The sequence below is a fragment of the Bifidobacterium sp. ESL1130 genome (assembly GCF_058507935.1).
Genome location: NZ_CP196379.1, coordinates 404,937 through 422,714 on the forward strand (window position 1 = coordinate 404,937; position 17,778 = coordinate 422,714).

At 59.0% G+C, this 17,778-nt stretch carries 14 protein-coding genes and 1 tRNA gene; 11 read left to right on the plus strand and 4 right to left on the minus strand.

All coding sequences use genetic code 11. The features are described 5' to 3' along the window. Window positions 1-38: 38 nt before the first annotated feature. The 3 genes from ACSYSO_RS01520 to rplI all read left to right on the plus strand — a co-directional run bounded on the left by ACSYSO_RS01520 (window position 39) and on the right by rplI (window position 1,434). Window positions 39-650 (plus strand): single-stranded DNA-binding protein, encoded by a 612-nt coding sequence (locus ACSYSO_RS01520; protein WP_489799113.1) that lies wholly within the window; start codon window positions 39-41, stop codon window positions 648-650. Window positions 651-725: 75 nt separating this feature from the next. Beyond that, window positions 726-974 carry a 30S ribosomal protein S18 gene (rpsR, locus tag ACSYSO_RS01525; RefSeq protein ID WP_489799111.1) on the plus strand — a complete coding sequence of 83 codons (249 nt, stop codon included), beginning with the start codon at window positions 726-728 and terminating at the stop codon, window positions 972-974. A gap of 13 nt (window positions 975-987) precedes the next feature. Further along, window positions 988-1,434, plus strand: a complete 447-nt coding sequence (gene rplI / locus ACSYSO_RS01530; RefSeq protein WP_491701880.1) for a 50S ribosomal protein L9 — start codon at window positions 988-990, stop codon at window positions 1,432-1,434. Window positions 1,435-1,695: 261 nt separating this feature from the next. On the opposite strand, the gene ACSYSO_RS01535 is transcribed toward rplI, so the two are convergent. From ACSYSO_RS01535 to amaP, 3 genes are read right to left on the minus strand one after another with little or no spacing between them, the layout of a single operon-like run. Then, on the minus strand, window positions 1,696-2,094 hold the full coding sequence (locus tag ACSYSO_RS01535) for an Asp23/Gls24 family envelope stress response protein (RefSeq protein ID WP_489799107.1): 399 nt from the start codon (window positions 2,092-2,094) through the stop codon (window positions 1,696-1,698). A gap of 9 nt (window positions 2,095-2,103) precedes the next feature. After that, entirely contained in the window at window positions 2,104-2,298 is a 195-nt protein-coding gene (locus tag ACSYSO_RS01540; RefSeq protein ID WP_489799106.1) for a DUF2273 domain-containing protein, read from the minus strand. Between the two features lie 43 nt (window positions 2,299-2,341). Then, complete coding sequence (gene amaP / locus ACSYSO_RS01545) at window positions 2,342-2,893, minus strand: alkaline shock response membrane anchor protein AmaP (protein WP_489799104.1); 552 nt, start codon at window positions 2,891-2,893, stop codon at window positions 2,342-2,344. 341 nt (window positions 2,894-3,234) lie between these two features. Between amaP and ACSYSO_RS01550 the strand changes: the two genes are divergently transcribed. The 4 genes from ACSYSO_RS01550 to ACSYSO_RS01565 all read left to right on the plus strand — a co-directional run bounded on the left by ACSYSO_RS01550 (window position 3,235) and on the right by ACSYSO_RS01565 (window position 12,749). Then, window positions 3,235-4,653 carry an MFS transporter gene (locus ACSYSO_RS01550; RefSeq protein WP_491701881.1) on the plus strand — a complete coding sequence of 473 codons (1,419 nt, stop codon included), beginning with the start codon at window positions 3,235-3,237 and terminating at the stop codon, window positions 4,651-4,653. Window positions 4,654-4,805: 152 nt separating this feature from the next. Beyond that, a complete protein-coding gene (locus ACSYSO_RS01555) occupies window positions 4,806-5,132 on the plus strand; it encodes a carboxymuconolactone decarboxylase family protein (protein ID WP_491701882.1) in 327 nt (108 codons plus the stop codon). A gap of 198 nt (window positions 5,133-5,330) precedes the next feature. After that, on the plus strand, window positions 5,331-7,058 hold the full coding sequence (locus tag ACSYSO_RS01560) for a pyruvate oxidase (RefSeq protein WP_489799099.1): 1,728 nt from the start codon (window positions 5,331-5,333) through the stop codon (window positions 7,056-7,058). Window positions 7,059-7,397: 339 nt separating this feature from the next. Beyond that, entirely contained in the window at window positions 7,398-12,749 is a 5,352-nt protein-coding gene (locus ACSYSO_RS01565) for a CshA/CshB family fibrillar adhesin-related protein (protein WP_491701883.1), read from the plus strand. A 117-nt stretch (window positions 12,750-12,866) separates the two neighbouring features. On the opposite strand, the gene ACSYSO_RS01570 is transcribed toward ACSYSO_RS01565, so the two are convergent. Continuing rightward, window positions 12,867-12,943: transfer RNA gene (locus tag ACSYSO_RS01570), tRNA-Lys, on the minus strand. Window positions 12,944-13,147: 204 nt separating this feature from the next. Between ACSYSO_RS01570 and ACSYSO_RS01575 the strand changes: the two genes are divergently transcribed. From ACSYSO_RS01575 to ACSYSO_RS01590, 4 genes are all read left to right on the plus strand, one after another. Beyond that, window positions 13,148-14,674, plus strand: coding sequence for a DUF3152 domain-containing protein (locus ACSYSO_RS01575; RefSeq protein WP_491701884.1), 1,527 nt, complete (start codon window positions 13,148-13,150; stop codon window positions 14,672-14,674). A 77-nt stretch (window positions 14,675-14,751) separates the two neighbouring features. Further along, window positions 14,752-15,816: a glutamyl-Q tRNA(Asp) synthetase gene (locus ACSYSO_RS01580; RefSeq protein WP_489760588.1), complete on the plus strand. Its 1,065-nt coding sequence runs from the start codon at window positions 14,752-14,754 to the stop codon at window positions 15,814-15,816. A gap of 155 nt (window positions 15,817-15,971) precedes the next feature. Continuing rightward, window positions 15,972-16,817 (plus strand): YggS family pyridoxal phosphate-dependent enzyme, encoded by an 846-nt coding sequence (locus ACSYSO_RS01585; protein WP_489760587.1) that lies wholly within the window; start codon window positions 15,972-15,974, stop codon window positions 16,815-16,817. A gap of 45 nt (window positions 16,818-16,862) precedes the next feature. After that, a complete protein-coding gene (locus ACSYSO_RS01590; protein ID WP_489760583.1) occupies window positions 16,863-17,660 on the plus strand; it encodes a fumarylacetoacetate hydrolase family protein in 798 nt (265 codons plus the stop codon). Window positions 17,661-17,778: the final 118 nt, after the last annotated feature.

A 17,778-nucleotide genomic window follows, 5' to 3' on the forward strand; every position in this document is an offset into this window, starting at 1 on the left:
TGGCAGGCCGCTTTGCGGCAGACAATAGGAGGTACGCTGTGGCAGGGGAAACGACCATAACGATTATCGGAAACCTGACTGCGGATCCGGAGCTGCGCACCATTGGCAGCGGCTCTTCCGTGGCGAGCTTCACGATTGCGTCGACGCCAAGAAGCTTTAACCGCAATTCCAACCAGTGGGAGGACGGCAACGCGCTGTTCATGCGCTGCTCGGCATGGCGGGACTTGGCTGACCACTGCGCTTCCAGCTTGACCAAAGGCATGCGAGTCATTGCTACCGGTCGGCTGCAACAGCGTTCTTACCAGGCTAATGACGGCACCAACCGCACGGTGGTGGAGATGACGGTCGATGAGATCGGTCCCTCGCTCCGCTATGCCACTGCCCAGGTGCAGCGTCAGGCACAGGGCGGCGGCTTCCAAGGCGGCAACGGCGGCGGAAACAACTACTCCGGCGGCAACTCCAATGGGGGTTACCAAGGCGGGGCAGGATATTCCGGCGGCGCAGGCTACCAAGGTGGCGCTTCCCAGGCTCCGCAACAGTCCGCTCCGGCGGCCGATCCGTGGGGTTCCTCCACGTCGTCCGGCGACGGTTTCTCGTCCTTCGGGGGGAGTGCCGACTTCGGTGGCGATGGTGACGAGCCTGAATTCTGAGCCAGTAAGCGCCGCCTGCACCACGCCGCGCATGCAGTACCAATCGTATAACGCGTATTAAAGGAGAACATCGAAATGTCACGCAAGAGGCCGCAACCACCGGTCAAACCATTCAAGAAGAAGCCGAACCCGCTGAAGGCTGCCAAGATCACTGAGATCGACTACAAGGACGTGGCACTGCTGCGTAAGTTCATCTCGGATCGCGGCAAGATCCGTTCCCGCCGCATCACCGGTGTCACCGTTCAGGAGCAGCGCAAGATCGCTCTCGCCATCAAGAATGCGCGAGAGATGGCTTTGCTGCCCTACTCCAGCAACGGTCGCTGAGGGGAGAATAATCATGGCTGAAACAAAGATCATTCTTACCAAGTCCGTTCCCGGCCTCGGCCAGAGCGGTGACGTGGTCGAGGTCAAGTCGGGCTACGCTCGCAACTACCTCGTGCCGCAGGGCCTGGGCTTCGCCTACAGCAAGGGCGCGGCAGCTCAGATTGAGTCGCTGAAGCGCGCTCGTCTGGCCAAGGCCGTAGCCACCCGTGAAGACGCCGTGGCAGCCAAGGCCGCCATTGAAGGTTCCGTCGTGGAAATCTCCGCGAAGGTCTCCGATTCCGGCAAGCTCTTCGGTGGTGTGTCGGCGGTTGATATCGCTACTGCGCTGGAAAGCAAGGCTGCGGTTGACCCCAAGCGCATCACGGTCGACGCCATCAAGACCACGGGTGACTTCGCTGCCACTGTGGCTCTGCACCCGGAGATCAGCGCATCCTTCACGGTGCGCGTCATCGCTGAGTAGTGCTGTGCTATAGCGCAGGATAGCGGGTCAGCGTAAACGCTGAATAACGCTGGGAGGGTCATCACCTATGAGGTGGTGGCCCTCTTTGTATATCGTCGTCCCGTACACATAGCACAAGGTTCGGTTCCTTGCGCGGATTCAAGACGCATGGAACCGAACCCTGCCGAGCGCGGCTGGTGTAGGTGCTGAAACACATGCGTGCGATGGCTTTTGCCTGGCGCATGGCTTAGGAGTTTCAACCCCTGTGTCGCGCTGCTTGCACTAGTCCTTGTCTTTAGCTTCCTTGGCTTCAATCTCCTCCTTGGTCTTCACGTCGTCGACGTTCATCTCCAGCTGTACTAAGTTCAGTCCGGTCATCTGCTTGAGTGCCTGGCTGCACTTGTGTGTCACTTCCTTGAAGAGCGCATTGGCGTCGGTGCCGTAGCGGATGGTGGCGTTCATCTTGAGCGACACCTGTTCTTCGCCCACATTGGCGCTGATGCCCTTCTTCGGGTCGTCGCCGCTGGTCACGGCATCCGCCAACTCGTTGAGCGCGCTGCCGTTGAGCGAGATGATACCGTCAATCTGTTGTGCGGTGATGCCGACGATTTTACGGATGACGTCATCGTCGAAGGTAAGTTTGCCTTGTACTTCTTGAGTGGTTTCGTTGTTGGTGGTCATGGTATCCTCCTAATTTGCTATTTTGTTCAAAATTGCGGTGGCCAGGCGTTTGGGTGAGCCTAGTCCTTTACTGGTAAGCCAATGCCCTAGCGCGGCTCCGATCAGGGTGGCCACGAGGACGATGAGCATGGGCAGGAACCCTACGGTCAGCCACACCACGCTGATGAGGAATCCCAGCAGCGCACCGAATGTTGTAGTGTTCATTGCTTTGCCTCCTTTGGTGATTGATGGTGGATGTGTATGGCCGTTAGGTCACGTCAATGGTTTCGCCGGGTTGGTATGGCCTCAGTCTCACCTTGACTTTGCGTACGGAGATACCGAGGATGGTACCGAGATTATGTTCGGCGTCTGCGCTGATACGCTGCCCCAAAGTCGTCATATCGACCGGCTCGACCACTGTGGCGCTGATGGTGATGATTGCGTCCTGCTTGCGGCGGCGAAGCTTGACTGACGATTCGGCGTTGGCTAGCTGCGGGTACTCGCGAGAGAGCATGGCCGTGAGGCTGTGTTCTACGCCTTTCTTGCTGATGGTGAGCTTGTGGCTGCGATCTTGCGTAAGCGTCAAGGTCTTTGTAGTGGTAGGTACAAAGAGGATGATCAACCACGTGCACAGCGCCACCAGTGCACAGTAAGCACAGGATGCCAGAGTGAACCATTGGCCGGCTTCACTGCCTAACCATGTTGTTACGGCATCGGCTGGTGACCATGAGGCCAGCAGCATGGTTGCCGCGAAAAACAGGGAGAGCAGCAGCTGAATGACCGCAATCCAACCGATGAGTAATTTGCTACCGTGTTTCATGTCGCCTCCTTCACATTGCGATGGAAACCTCTTGATTCCCACGGTAGGAGGTTTGGAATGGCTTTGCAGGGTTCTTTGCCGGCAGCAATGAAACGTGCGTGAACGGGTGAATAAGGATAAAATAGGTAAGGTTGTGCACTGTCGGAATTGGTTCACTGCTGTGGCATCATGCGATGTAATGTCGTGTTTATGTAGCTGCCGCGTTTTTGTATGCGGTGCGTGACGTTTGATGCATGTAGATGTCTGAACCGTCATACCAAACGAATTCCGACCCGCTACTAAACTACATAAAGGCCGGCTTACGCAAGCTTGGTCTCATACAACTTTTCAAAGGAACATCCGTGCAAGAAGAACGTGTGCCCACCGGCACCAAGCTGTCCATCGCCGCTTCGGCGCTGCTCTCGTTCATAGGCATCCTCACCGAAACCTCGCTCAACGTCACATTCCCTACCATGACGCGCGAATTCGGTCTGCCGCTCTCCACCATCCAACTGCTCACCTCCGGGTATCTGCTCATGGTGACGCTGGTGATGAGCACCTCGGCGTTCCTGCTCAAACGTTTCGATGCACGCCCCCTGTTCCGTGTCGCGATCATCATCGCCATCACCGGCACGGCCATGTGTCTGATCCCCGGCAACTATTGGGTATTGCTCGTCGGTCGGCTCCTGCAAGCCATGGCCACGGGCATCTCCACGCCGTTGCTCATTCACGTCATCCTCTCCCTTATCCCCATCAGTCGTCGCGGTACCTACATGGGCCTGGCCAACATGGTCACCTCGTTCGCCCCGGCGCTCGGGCCCACATACGGTGGACTGATCAACCACTACTTCTCGTGGAGGGTCATCTTTGTGGCCGTGCTGCCACTGCTGCTTATCGCCTGGGTGCTCGGTGAGCTTGGCCTGCGTCTGAAAGCCAGCGGCACCGACAAATCCTTCGACGGCATCGGCTTGGTGCTGTTGTGCTTCACGCTGCTGGGCATCACACAGATCTTCGACCAAATCAGCCAGGCAGGAGGATGGTCGTCTCGCGTCGGTCTGGCTATCGCCGTGGCTGTAGTGGCGCTCGCGCTCTTCTTGTGGCGTTGCCTGCGATCCAAGTCGCCGCTGCTCGACGTACGGTTGCTTAAGCAACCCATCATCGCGTTGCGTGGAACGAACTATTTCATTCTCCAGTTCATCAACATCGGAAGCTCGTTCCTGCTGCCGGTCTTTGCGGAGACGTTCCTGGGAATCAACTCGCTCACCGCTGGCCTGCTGTTGCTGCCGGGTTCCCTGCTTGGTGCCGTGGTCGCTCCGCTGGTCGGCAAGCTGTATGACCGCCGTGGGCCGGCTCTTGTGCTCGTCATATCCAACGTGTCGCTGCTGATCGGTGCCACTACGCTTTTCGCGCTCACGGGCAAATCCACGGTACTGCTGCTCGCCGGGTTGTATATGTTCCTGCGATTCGGTTTCAACTTCGGCTACGGCAACACCATGTCGGATGCCAGCAAGTTTGTTGAGGGCAAGCGCCAGACTGACTTCAACTCGCTGTTCAACGTGCTGCAACAGTACGCTGGGTCGTTGGGCACCACGGTGCTGTCCATGTCGCTTTCGGTGAGCGAACTGCACATGCCTGCACATCCGCAGGCCGCTGCGGCTGCCGGTGCCGAGCACGCGTTCCTGCTGCTCATTGTGCTCTCGGCGCTGGCTTTGGTGCTCACGCTGGTTTCCATTAAGGTGCGGAAAGCCCCTGAGGTCGCCATGCAACCGGTGGATGCGTAGCTGAGCATAGGCGTGCCGGTATGCCTGAGATGGTTCATGGTGCGGTGTGCTTGCCGACAGACTGTAACGGCTTGACTTGAAGCCGGGTTGAAGGCGTAAGCTGCAGGTGATGTGCTGCGCATGGGCGCGGCACGGTTACCAAAGGAGCATTGATGGCTAAGAAGCAAACCGCGGGACGAGAGCAATTGGGAGACTTTGCCCCGCAATTCGCACAGTTGAACGATGATGTGTTGTTTGGCGAAGTATGGAGTCGTGAGGGTGAGCTGTCGGCGCATGACCGTTCGATGATCACTATTTCGGCAATTATCGCGATGGGTGCCACCGAGCAGCTTGACGCGCACCTTACCATAGGCAAAGCCAATGGCATTACACAATCTGAAATCGCTGAGATGATCACGCATCTTGCGTTCTATGTGGGCTGGCCCAAAGCATGGTCGGCATTCAATCGCGCCAAGGGCATCTGGGAGCTCGACGAATAGCGTGTGCCTCGGGTGGGGTTGTGCTGTGCCGAGTGGCGCAAGCGTTTCGTGCACGCGGGTGTGAACAAGGAAACTTGTGATAAAAGTCATAGATTCTGCAAGGAAAAACGGCGGAAAACAGCCATTTTAACATGAACCGAAATGATATGGTGAAGGAGATTCAGTAACGAAGATTTCTAAGAGACGAGGTTGATCAACATGGCGAAAATCAACGCGGCAGACAAGCTGGTCCAGGTCATGGAGGCCTGGGGCATCGACAACGTGTACGGGTTGCCCGGCGACTCGGTCGATACCACAGTGGAGGCGCTGTACCGCGAGCGCGACAAGGTAAAGTTCACTCAGGTGCGTCACGAGGAGGTCGCGGCCCTCGCCGCCGCCTCCCACGCCAAGCTGACCGGGCAGGTGGGCGTGTGCCTGTCCATTGGCGGCCCGGGTGCCATCCACATGCTCAACGGCCTCTACGATGCGAAGATGGATCACGTGCCGGTGGTTGCCATTTTGGGTGAGATTCAGTCCCACCTGCTCAATACGGGCTACTTCCAGGAAGTCAACACCGCCAAGCTGTTCGATGATGTGGCTGTGTACAACAAGCTCGTCACCAGCCCCGAGACCGTGCCGGCCGTGATGGATGAGGCCATCCGCATGGCCTACCTGCACCAGGGCGTGGCCGTGCTGACCATCCCCGATGATGTGCCGGACCACAAGATCGAAGATACCTTCCAGCCTACCGCCGACAAGTTCCAGCGCGCTCACCCGGTCATCAACCCGGCCGACGTGGACAAGGCCTTGGAGATGATTCATGCCGCCAAGCACCCGGTCGCCTTCTTCGGCGTGGGTGCCAAGGGGGCGCAGGCCGAGGCCAAGGAGTTCGTGGAGCGCTACTCCATGCCGTTCATCCAGACCATGCCTGCCAAGGGCACCATCGATGACAATCATCCGAACGCGTTGGGACAGATTGGCAAGTTGGGCACCAAGCCTGCCTACGAGGCCATGTTCGACGCGGATTTGCTGGTGCTTGTGGGCACGGATTATCCGTACGCACCGTATCTCAACAAGTCCATTCCGGCCATCCAGATCGAGCTTGAACCCACGCGTATCGGCAAGCGCCATGCGGTCGAGGTCGGCATGGTGGCGGATGCCAAGGATGCGCTCTCACAGCTCAACGCCAAGGGTGAAGCCATTGCGGAGACTGGCTGGCTCAAGGCTTGCCGTAAGAACATGGGCACGTGGCGCAAGTGGATGGAGGATGTGAAGAACAAGTCGCACAAGGGCGTTCTGCCTTCGCGCGCCTTCTCCACCATGAGCGACATCGCTCCCGACAACGCCGTGTGGTCCATCGACGTGGGCACCTCCACCTCCTTCGGCGCCCGTTTCATCGATGCCAAGGCTACGCAGAAGTACATCATCTCGGCTTGGCTGGGCACGATGGGCTGCGCTCTGCCTGGTGCTATCGCTTCCAAGATCGACATGCCCGACCGTCCGGTGTACGCCGTGTGCGGCGACGGCGCGATGGCCATGGTGATGCAGGACTTCGTCACCGCCGTCAAGTATGAGCTGCCGATTGTGGTGGTGGTCTTGAACAACCATCTGCTCGCCTTCATCGAGTACGAACAGCAGTCCGTGGGTCAGCAGAACTACGGCATCGACCTGGCAGACATCGACTTCGCCAAGTTTGCTGAGGCGTGCGGCGGCATCGGCGTGAACGTGCACAACGATGAGGAGTTCGCGCAGGCGTTCGAGAAGTACAAGAACCCCACCAAGCCGGTCATCATCAACTGTGCTTCGGACGACGAGGCTCCGCTGCCGGGCAAGATTGTTTGGGACGAGGCCAAGGGCTACATGAAGTTCGGTTTCGACTACTTCGGCGAGCAGTTCAAGATTCCGCAGCTGCCCCCGCTCAAGGAGATCATGCGTCAGTTCCTGTAAAGTCTGCAAAGGCTGACCGGTCAGTGTGCTGATTTGGACGGTGCCCCTTGCATTTGTCGGTTTCCGGTGGAATCACCGGAAACGACGGGTGTGAGGGGCATTTGCGTATGCGAGGCACATGTCGGGTTCGGGAGCTGGTGGTGATGTGTGTACATGCCTCATCGCACAAGTCACCATTATATCTCGGTGGGCTTGTGTTCCAAAGTCGTTTAGCGCGTGGCCCATTTACTGCATAAACGCATATTCCTTGCTGCTTCGGGCGCATACTGGAAGTGTCACCGTGCGCGTCCGTGCCTACTGCGTTGGTATGAACGCCGTACAGGAGCAGAGGAGGCAGATATGTCCAGGAAGCATGGAACGTCAGGGAGTTCAACGACGAAGCCGCTGATGAAGCGAGTGCTGACATGGTTCAGTGCTGTGGCTGGAACGGTGGCGATGAGCCTGACCGGAGCGGTAGGCGTGGCGGCGGCTGAGCCGGTGCGTGGCACCGACGGGGCAAGAATCGTGGCCGGCGCCGGAGAAGGACGATACAAGGAAAGCATCGACTGGCTGCAATGGGCGACGGAGCCGGATCAGACCATTGAAACGAACACCACGAAAACCGTGTGGTCAACGCCGCACGACGCCGGCAATGACCAGTGGATCGCCACGCAATGCTCGGTGACCGCCAAGCCTGGCAGCCCGCTGGAAACCTACCGGACCGGGGAATTCTACGGTGACGCGTTCAGAACCATGTACGACATCGGCGCCAACAACATTGTGGGTGTGGCCAACAGGGACGACGCCGGCACTGCCGTTTTTGATTACAGTTGCAAAGAATACGTTATTCCCTCCGTCGGAGCGCCGACGCTTGACGGCGAGACCGTGCCGCAGGGTGCTCAGGAACAGCCTCTGGAAGGACTGGTGTTTGCCGATGCCGAGTCCAACAACTGGCTGTGGTACCAGACGGAAAGCATAGGCGTAAGCCCGTTGCCGGACGGTACCACGCCCGGCAACGTTCCCACGTGGCGTCTGCTTGACAGCTACCGCACCGACGGTTGCGATACCAGCTCCTTGGCGCAGCTTGATCAGAATACGGGCGCGATGACGTTCCGCTCCAACGGCGGACAGTGCGCCAATGACGGGTACGGCAACAAAGGACCGGCTTCGGCGATGTTCCTGGAGAATTCGCAGAGTGCCGAGGTGAGTGTCAAAGGCGGAGGGCGTACGGCCGTCGCCTTGGGCGTGATGCCGGCCTTGGACTTCGGTGATGCCCCGCAAAGCTACGGCACCGCGAGTTCGCAGTTCGGTCCCGGCTGGCAGGGTGGACAACTCGGCACGGACATCACCCCCAGTGCGGATGAGAAGGATGAAGGCTGGTACAATCTCTCCAAAGCACGCGAGGAAGGAACAGAGCCCGGCACCAACGTGGCCAACGAGTCCGGATTGCTGGCCAACATGACGCAGGCGACGCCGCGTCTGGGTGAACGTGAGGATTCCGAAACTGCGAACAGCGCCAGCCAATGGGCCGACGGTGACGACAAGACCGGTGCCGCCCAGCCTGCACCCGGAGACGAGGACGGCGTTGCCGTCAGCGAAGATACCGACGGCCATGAGGTGGTCGAAGTCGCGCCGAACATGGCGAACCATACGTTCAGCCAACAAGTCAAGTGCGCCGGAACAGGCAACGTGCGTGGTTGGATTGACTGGAACCGCAATGGTACGTTCGACGGCGCGGACGATGCCAGCAATACCGTGGCATGCCCGGCCAGCGGCAATGTGACATTGCAGTGGACGGTTCCAGCTGATGTCAAACGGTCCGTAGCAGGGGACGATGGCGGGCAACCCACATTCGAACGAGTGAGGATCGTACCGAGCTCCAACAGCGCGCCGGAGCCGACTGGTTTCACCCCAGCCGGTGAAGTCGAAGACTATCAGGCGGCAGTCCGCATTCCGGTCATCAGCGTGATGGTCAACCTGCCGAGCAATGATTTCGCCTCCACTGGTGGACGCGGCAAACCGAGCGACCAGTTTGAACTGTCGCTGAAGGACGGGCAAGGCAACAGCCTGGCTACGGCGAGAACCGAAGGAGAGGCAGGAGGAGCTCAGACCACTCCGGCGACGGCGCTGATATCCGACAGCCCGGCACAAGCCGGGGCGGACTACACCATCGGTGCAAGCTTGACACCGGGATCCGCAAGCCAGGACGGCGACTACAGCACGGCCATGCAATGCCGCGACATCAGCCGCCCGAATTCCCCTGCGGTACCTGTAGACTCGGCGACCGGTGCGATCACTATGCCCGGTGATGACGCCAATGTTCAGTGCATCATCTCCAAGGCACCCACCGACGAATCAACGCATGCCCGGCTCACGTTGAGCACCGTGTTCCAGAACGACTACAGTGCGGCCCTTCCCGATCCGACTTCGGTGAGCCGTACGGCCACATCCAATGACGGCACGGTCAACGAGATGAACAACGGCATCATGGAGCTGATGGGCGAGGGCAGCTATGCCATCGCCGGTGGCGCCAAGGATGGTTATTCACAGCCTGTCATCGCGTGCAGTGTGGACGGTGGAGCCATGACCCCGCTGCAAGGCGAACTCGCCATGGAGGACAGACATGAATACAACTGCACCCTGACCTACACCGGCAACCCCGGGTCGGTCGCATGGACAAAGCAGGACAGTGCGGACGGCCGATTGCTGGCAGGGTCCACATGGATCCTCACCGATCCGCAGCGAACCACGCAGCAGATCAACGACTGTGTGGCTGCGTCGGCGAACGACTGCGCCGGAGCCGACAAGAACCCGGCGGCAGGGCAGTTCCAGCTCACCAACTTGGCTTGGGGTGCGTACAAGCTCGCCGAGAAGAGCGCACCTGAAGGGTACAACGCCGACACTGAACCGGCGACGTTCGAGATCAAAGACACCGCTCTCGACGCGCCTGCGCTTGTGTTCACGGACACTCGTGAAGTCGGCAGCCTTAAGTTCGACGTGAATGTGAAGGGTACCGCAGCCAAGACGGAATTCCTTCCCTCGGCGACAGACCCCGACGGCAATCCCATAACATACACGCAACTGAACGAAGCGCAATCGGTGCCTGCGGGATACACCAGCGTGGCGCCCGGCACCATGGCGAGTGGGTACCAGCTCAGCGCCACCGATCCCGTCATATGCACCTCGGATCAGCGCTCGCAAGGCTGGGTGCTTGACATGACTGGGGCGAATGCCAACAAGGTCAATGTGCGTGACGGTGAAAACGTGACGTGCACCGTGCCTTACGAAGCCATTGCTCCGCAGTTGACGGTAAGAACGGTGGTCAACAACACCCATGGTGGCACCGCTACGGCAGACGACTTTACACGTACTGTGACCGACAGTGATGGTACGAGTGTGCAGTACGGTGACGGGCAGACCTCGAATGTGAACGAAGGAGTATCCTACAAGGTTACTGGTTCTACCAAGGCCGGATACTCAACCCCGGTTACCACCTACACGGATGGAGCGGGCAATGTGTTGACAGCGGATCAGGCACAAGCCGCCATGGCAGCCGGTGCGCATGTCATCGCGACGCTCACCTACAACGACCAGCCGGCGCAAGTCACGGTCACAACCCTCGTGCCTCAGGACGGTGATCTCAATGCCGCTGCTCTGGAACGAACCGTAACGAACCCCGACGGCAGCACGACTGCATACACGAACGGTGAAACCCGGAGCGATCTGAACGCCGGAACCTATATGGCCGACGGGCAGGAAGTGCCAGGATACACGAAGAGTGTGAGCTACCGACTCGACGGGGTGGATGTGCCGGCTTCGGCAATCGGCGCCCGTGGTGTGGCGGTTGGCGTAGGCCAACATCTGGAAGCCTTCGTCACGTACACCAAGCCTGACGTTCCTACCCCGGAGCCTCCCGCTGTGGAAACGGGTCACCTCAAGGTGATCACGGTGGTGCAGGGCGGGGATGCGGACCCGAACACTCTGGCACGCACAGTCACCGGTCCCAATGGGTACAATCACGCCTTCGCCAACGGTGAGAGGCAGGAAGTGCCTGCCGGAACCTACCAGGTCACCGGAGCTCCGGCACCTGCAGGGTACGCTGACCCGACCTACCAATATGCGCTCGCGGACGGTACCGTACTCACGGTTGACGAAGCGGGATTGGCAATCGAATCCGGACAGGACGTGACTGCCACCATCACCTACGTGCAGCAGACCCGTCTTTCGGTCAACGTCTCTGGTCACTACCGCTATGGTGGCACCGATGCGGGAGCCGGCTCCAAGGTCACTGTTGCAACAGGTGGTTCTACGGTGAACGTGCCGATCAACTCGCCGCACTCGACGGTCGTCTCCTCTGGAACGTACTCAGTGAGCCAGCTGCTCAACGCGGGTTATCGTCTAGACGGCATCACCGTCACCGACAGTACGACAGGCGAGTCGATCATTCCTGGTGCCGATGGGACATTCGAAGTGGCTGCTGGACACGATGTGCAGGTGGACATTGCCAACGTTGATGAACCGGCTTCGCTCACGGTTACCACCGTGGTCAATCCTGGTGGCTCGGCCAAGGCCGATGACATCGCGCGCAATGTTACGTATCCTGACGGCAGTCAGTACCGATTCGCCAATGGGCAGCAGGAGAGTGCGCTGGTTGCGGGAAGGTACGTGGTCTCCGGTGCAGATGTGGAGGGTTACACCAAGCAGGCGGTCTACCTGCTGGACGGCAATCCGATTACGCCGACCGAGGCAGGAGTCGCTGTGGCCAATGGGCAGAGCTTGGCGGTCACCTTCACCTACACACCCAACGTGAATCCCGACCCTGATCCTAATCCGCAGCCGCCCGCCAAGCCCGCGGGGATAACGGTGCATCGCAATCGTGACTACCGGTTCGGTGGTTCCGCAGCTGCGGACGGATCGCAGGTAACACGTGACGGCAAACCGGTAACGCTCGACAAGTCCGAGCCGCTTGCGCCTGGCGCATACAGCACCGACGACCTGCTCAAGGGGCTGGTACAGACCTTGAACATCGGCTACGACCAGCATGTTGCCGTAACGGTGATGCGAGGCGGCAAGCCTGTTGATCCCAGCGCTGACGGTACGTTCGACATTCAATCCGGCGACAAGGTCTCCGTTGATTTCGAGAACACCGACAAGCCCGGAACCTTGGAATGGTCGCGCTTCGACAAAGATGGCACAACCTTGCTGGCAGGTTCCATATGGGTACTGGGCGCACCTGACGGCAGCACGGTCGAGGTCGGAGACTGCACAACGCAAGTTTGTGCTGGACTTGACCAAGACCCGAGGCCTGGAGTGTTCAAGGTCACCGGTCTGACTTGGGGCGACTGGACGGTCAGCGAGGTGAAGGCTCCGTTCGGGCATATGGTGACTGCACCGCAGAAGTTCACGCTTGTGCCTCAGGCCGGTCTTGTGGAAGACGGACTGTTGAAGATGGGCGTCTTCCAAGATGGCAAGGATCCGGTACCCGCTCACGTGGTACCTGGGTCTCCGACTCTCGGACATGTGCCTGCCAGCCCGATAACGGCCGCCAAGCGAGCAGACCAGGATCCCGGCAAGGCGGTTCGCTCCGGGAGCAGTCTGAGCGACACTGGTGCAGACGTCGTGCTGGTAGCTCTTCTGGCAGTTGCGTTGGCTGTCGCTGGTTGCGCTCTTGCTGTGGCGCATCGCGGCAAGCGTTTCGGCACAGGCAACTGAACGCAGTGAGATGATGTGGAGGCTGGGTTGACGATACAGTCGCCTAGCCTGCACGGATGAGTCTCGGCAAACGACAAAAGTGGCGTATCTGCACTAACCTGCAGATACGCCACTTATTGGTGCCCCCACGCGGATTCGAACCGCGGACACGCTGATTAAGAGTCAGCTGCTCTAACCAGCTGAGCTATAGGGGCGCTGGTTATCTTGCGAAACCAAGAGGATACTATACGCTGCATCTGCGAAAAACGCAATACCGGTGTGTCGCGCCTTGTGATGTAACACATTGACCCTGTGAGCTGAGAATTGCGTGGGGCTGGTGGTGAAGTCATAAACCTGCCATACGATGATGAGCAACATCAATTTGGGCTGCATGCGTGACGTACGCTGGGAGGAACATAGTGTCGAAAAGGCAGAGACGATCGCGCAAGAACAAGCAGAACGGCGATGCATTGGCAACGCCGGAGAATGCGATGGCGAAGGGCAGGAAGTCTGTCGCCGCGGATGGCGGTACTGCGGATAAGAGCGTATCTGCCGGGAAAGCTGACAGTCTTGGCAAGGCCGGGAACAGTGTTGCTTCCAAGAACAACGGCCGGGTTGGACAAGCTGGTGCGCCAGAACATTCTGACAGTGCTGAAAAGGGTAACGGCGCGGGAACAGCTGAGAAAGCGGGAAAGTCTGAGAAGCCCGGAAAAGCTGAGAAAGCTGAGAAGGCCGGAAAGGCTGAGAAAGCTGAGAAGCCCGGAAAGGCTGAGAAAGCTGAGAAGGCTGAGAAAGACCCTGAGGATGGTAAGCCCTCTGCCGAGGTGAAAGCAACCAAACCTGAAACTCAGGCTCCAGCTGCGACGGCGGAAAATGTGCGCCGTGCGGCTGAGGCGACGTTGAAAGTCGGTGCGTTATCTGGGTCTGCTTCCGGCGCAGGGGCGGCGGATAAGAACAGTGACGTCCCCGAATCGGGCTCGAAACAGGGTGATACGACCGCTTCGGACGGCGTGGGGGCAGACGCGGATGCATCTGCAGACAATGCTCAACAGAAAACCTCCAAACCACGCAAGCGACTGCGCCGATGGCTGATCGGCATAGCGGTATTGGTGGTATTGGCCGTTGCTGCGGTTGCATTGTGGGCTGCGACCGGTCAAGGGCAGGTGAGCATCGATGCCATGGCGGCTCAGCTTGGAGTAGGTGGAACAGCGCATGAACCGCATGCGCCGAAGACCTCCGGCACTACCATCGCCCCAGATGGCGGTGACAAGAACGAGGACGGAGCTGCGCCGGATGCCGCGGGAGCGCACGGTGATAAGCACGCCAAATCAGAGGAGGAGAAAGCCGCCGATGAGCTTCGGCTGCGCGAACATATCACCGAATACCCGGCGTTGAATGAGCAGGAACGCGCAGCCATCGTGGCGAAAGCTCAGGAAACGGCTCAGGCGAGCGGCAAACCGGTGCACACGTTCTCATACTGTGTGTCGAGCAAGGGTAATGTCGGTAGTGTAGAGCAGTTCGAGAACACGGCGTTCCGTACGCTGAACGATCCTCGAGGGTGGCCTAGAGCCGGTGCCGTGTTTACATACAGCACGGATTCCGGCAATTGCGACATGACGCTCAACCTGGTGCAGAGTGACTTGGTGACCACGTTCTCACCCAACTGCTCGGCAGAATACAGCTGCCGCGTAGGCAACAATGTCATCGTCAATGAAACGCGCTGGATGCACGGCACCAAACATTGGCTTGAAGCCGGTGGCACCATGGACCGCTACCGCACCATGGTCATCAATCACGAAGTGGGGCACCGCTTGGGGCATCTCGATAACGAGCCATCGTGTCCTGCCGATGGGCAGCCGGCTCCGCTCATGCAAGAGCAATCGATGAGCTTAAGGGGCTGCACTCCCAACGAGTGGCCCACGGACTCTGAGCTGTGGATAGGGTAGTGGGAGCCGGGGCTGCCCCTCAACGCTGTGGCAAGGACGCGGACGGCACGCAGCGTGATGTTGACGGCCATGCCGCTGTGGTGGGTAGGTTTGCGCCCACGCCATCGGGGCGCATGCACCTGGGCAATGTGGTGGCGATGCTGGCAGCCTGGCTTTCCGCGCGTTCCCAGCGTGATGTGAGTACCGGCGAACCCGGTCGCATACTGCTGCGCATAGAGGATGTTGATAAACCGCGTGCTGTGGCGGATGCCGACCGTTGGATCATGGATGATTTGGCGTGGCTGGGGCTGGACTGGGATGGGGCTCCTGTGTACCAGTCCGAGCGTGGTGATCTTTACGAATCGGCGCTGCGGTCGCTTTTTGAAGGGGCACCGTTGCTTGCCGCAGGTGAGCGGGTGCCGCTGATATATCCCTGTTTCTGTTCGAGAGCGGATATTCGTGCCGCTTCGGCACCGCAGGAGGGGGACCGATTCCTGATCTATCCGGGCACGTGCCGTCGTGCAACGGTGAGCATGCCTAGTCAGGTGCATGAGCGGATTGCTCAAAACCAGCGGCATGCCTGGCGTATTGCAGTACCGGCAGCCGGCGATCCAAAGGGTCTGGTGCGCTTTGATGACCGTGTATTTGGTGCGCAGCGTTTTGACTTGGGACAAGAAGTTGGCGATACGGTGGTGCTCCGCTCTGATGGACTGTATGCCTATCAGCTGGCTGTAGTGGTGGATGATGTGCTGATGGGTGTGAACGAAGTGGTGCGAGGGCGCGACTTATTACGCTCTTCGGCATTGCAGATATGGATTCGTGAGGCATTGCTTGCCGCTGGATTCATGGATGCTGATATTGATGCCGGTTCCATGCCATCGTGTATTCATCCTGCGTATGCGCACCTTCCATTGATTGATAGCGCTGAGGGTGAGCGTTTGGCAAAGCGCAAGAACTCGCTTGATCTTGGCATACTGCGAGATGCTGGTGTGCGCCCGGAGCAAGTGGTCGGTTACAGTGCATGGCTGCTCGGTCTTGTGCCGGCACCTGTTCCCATGACGGCTCGCGAGGCGCTCGCACAGTTCTCTTGGGATGCGTTGCAACGTCGTCATGCCGACATTCGTTTGCCTGCCGACGAGCTTGGTGCCTTGCTGTCGGTGTGAAGGCGGTTCTGTGAATTGATGGATCTGTGAACTGACGGCTTGTGAACGGTTGCTCTCCTGTGTTGGCTGCTGCTGGCAAGCGGTTATGTCTGTGCAGAGAAATTCCGGTTGTGCGCGTGCTAGCGTAGAGCAGTGGTACCGATTGAGGAGAGATGATGACGGCATATATGGAACACAAGGATTTGGCCAATGAGCGTATTGACGAGGCGCGATCTCGCCAGATTGCGGATGGGGTGCATCGTGTGCTCGATCAAATCGCTGAAGCCGAAGCGGCTGCGGATCGCCGTTCCGGAGAGGTGCAGCTGTTGGCGGCCACCAAGACACGCGATGTCGGTGAGATTATGGCTGCCATCGATGCCGGCGTACGCATGATTGGAGAAAACCGTCCGCAGGAAGTGACGGCAAAGGCCGAGGGACTGGTGGCGGCATGTGCCGAACGCGGATTTACCCTCGGGGCAGCTAGGGCAGACGCTGCTGATACCAATGGTGGCGAGGGCGCCGGGGAAGGCATGGACCATATCCCGTTCCATCTCATCGGGCAACTGCAATCGAACAAGATAGGTAAAGTCCTGCCGTGGGTCGATGTTGTCGAATCGGTGGAATCGTTGGACGAGGCGCAGAAAATCGCGCGTCGGGCTGTGGCTCGCGGTGCAGGTGTGGGCGTGCTGCTGGAAGTCAACGAGTCCGGCGAGTCCAGCAAATCCGGATGCGATCCGCAGGAGGCGGAACGTGTGGCCGCTCAGATTGGCGCACTTGAAGGCGTGGAATTACAAGGGCTGATGACCATAGGTGCCCACAGTGACGATGAGACGCTCATCCGTAGTGGTTTCGCGCATTTGCGTACTGTTCGCGACCGCATTCTCGAAAGCGGCGAGCCAGGCACCGCCGGCTGCCGTGAGCTTTCCATGGGTATGACGAACGATATGGCACTCGCTGTGGCTGAGGGATCCACCATGGTGCGTGTGGGTACCGCCATCTTCGGAGAACGTGCTTTCATCTGAAGCTGGGGGTGCGTGCTTGCGGTGAGCTTGGCGTAGACTGGTGGCATGAGAATCGCACGCTTTTCGTATCATGATGTTCCGCAGTATGCCTTCGTTCAGACCGACGAGTCGGACGGTAAGGATTATTTGGTGGCGCTCGACGGCTATCCGCTCGGTGCCCAGCAGGTGAGTCCCACCGGGGAGCGTTACCCGGTGGATGGTGATGGTATTCGCCTGCTCTCCCCGGTCATTCCTTCCAAGGTCTATGGTTTGGCGAAGAACTACGCGCCTGACGAGGCTGGGGTCAAAGCGGGGAAGGCTGATCCCATGGTCATCTTTATGAAGCCGAGTACTTCGGTGATCGGTCCCGACGACCCGATTGTGATGCCGTCCTATTCGAGCGCCGTGTATTATGAGCCTGAAGTGGCGGTGGTGATGGGACGTATTGCCAAGAACGTTCCGGTGGCGCACGCTATGGATTATGTGCTGGGCTACACATGCGTGAACGATGTGACCCTGCATGATGTGCAAGGTGAGGATCCGATGTGGACGCGTTCCAAGGCTTTCGATACTTCCTGCCCGCTTGGTCCGTGGATTGAGACCGACCTGGATTGGAAGGATGCGCGTATCTCGTTTGCGCTCAATGGCGAAGACGTGCCGCAGGCCTGTGGTACCACGGCGAATCTGATTCATTCGATTCCCGAACAGATCGCCGAGATCTCAAACTTCACTACGCTGCTGCCGGGCGATGTGATTCTGACGGGCACCCCTTATCCGGCCGGGCAGCTGAACGCTCGCGATGAGGCGGTGGTGAGTGTGGATGGTATCGGTTCGCTGCGGAACGTGGTGGTCAAGGACGCATAGCGTCACCGTATAACATCGCGTAATGCTATGCCTGAGAACGCAGCCGAATATAAACTTGAGTCTACTTCGCTCAACTTTGGGAATAGATGCGGCATCTGTGCTGTTGAATCAAACAGAT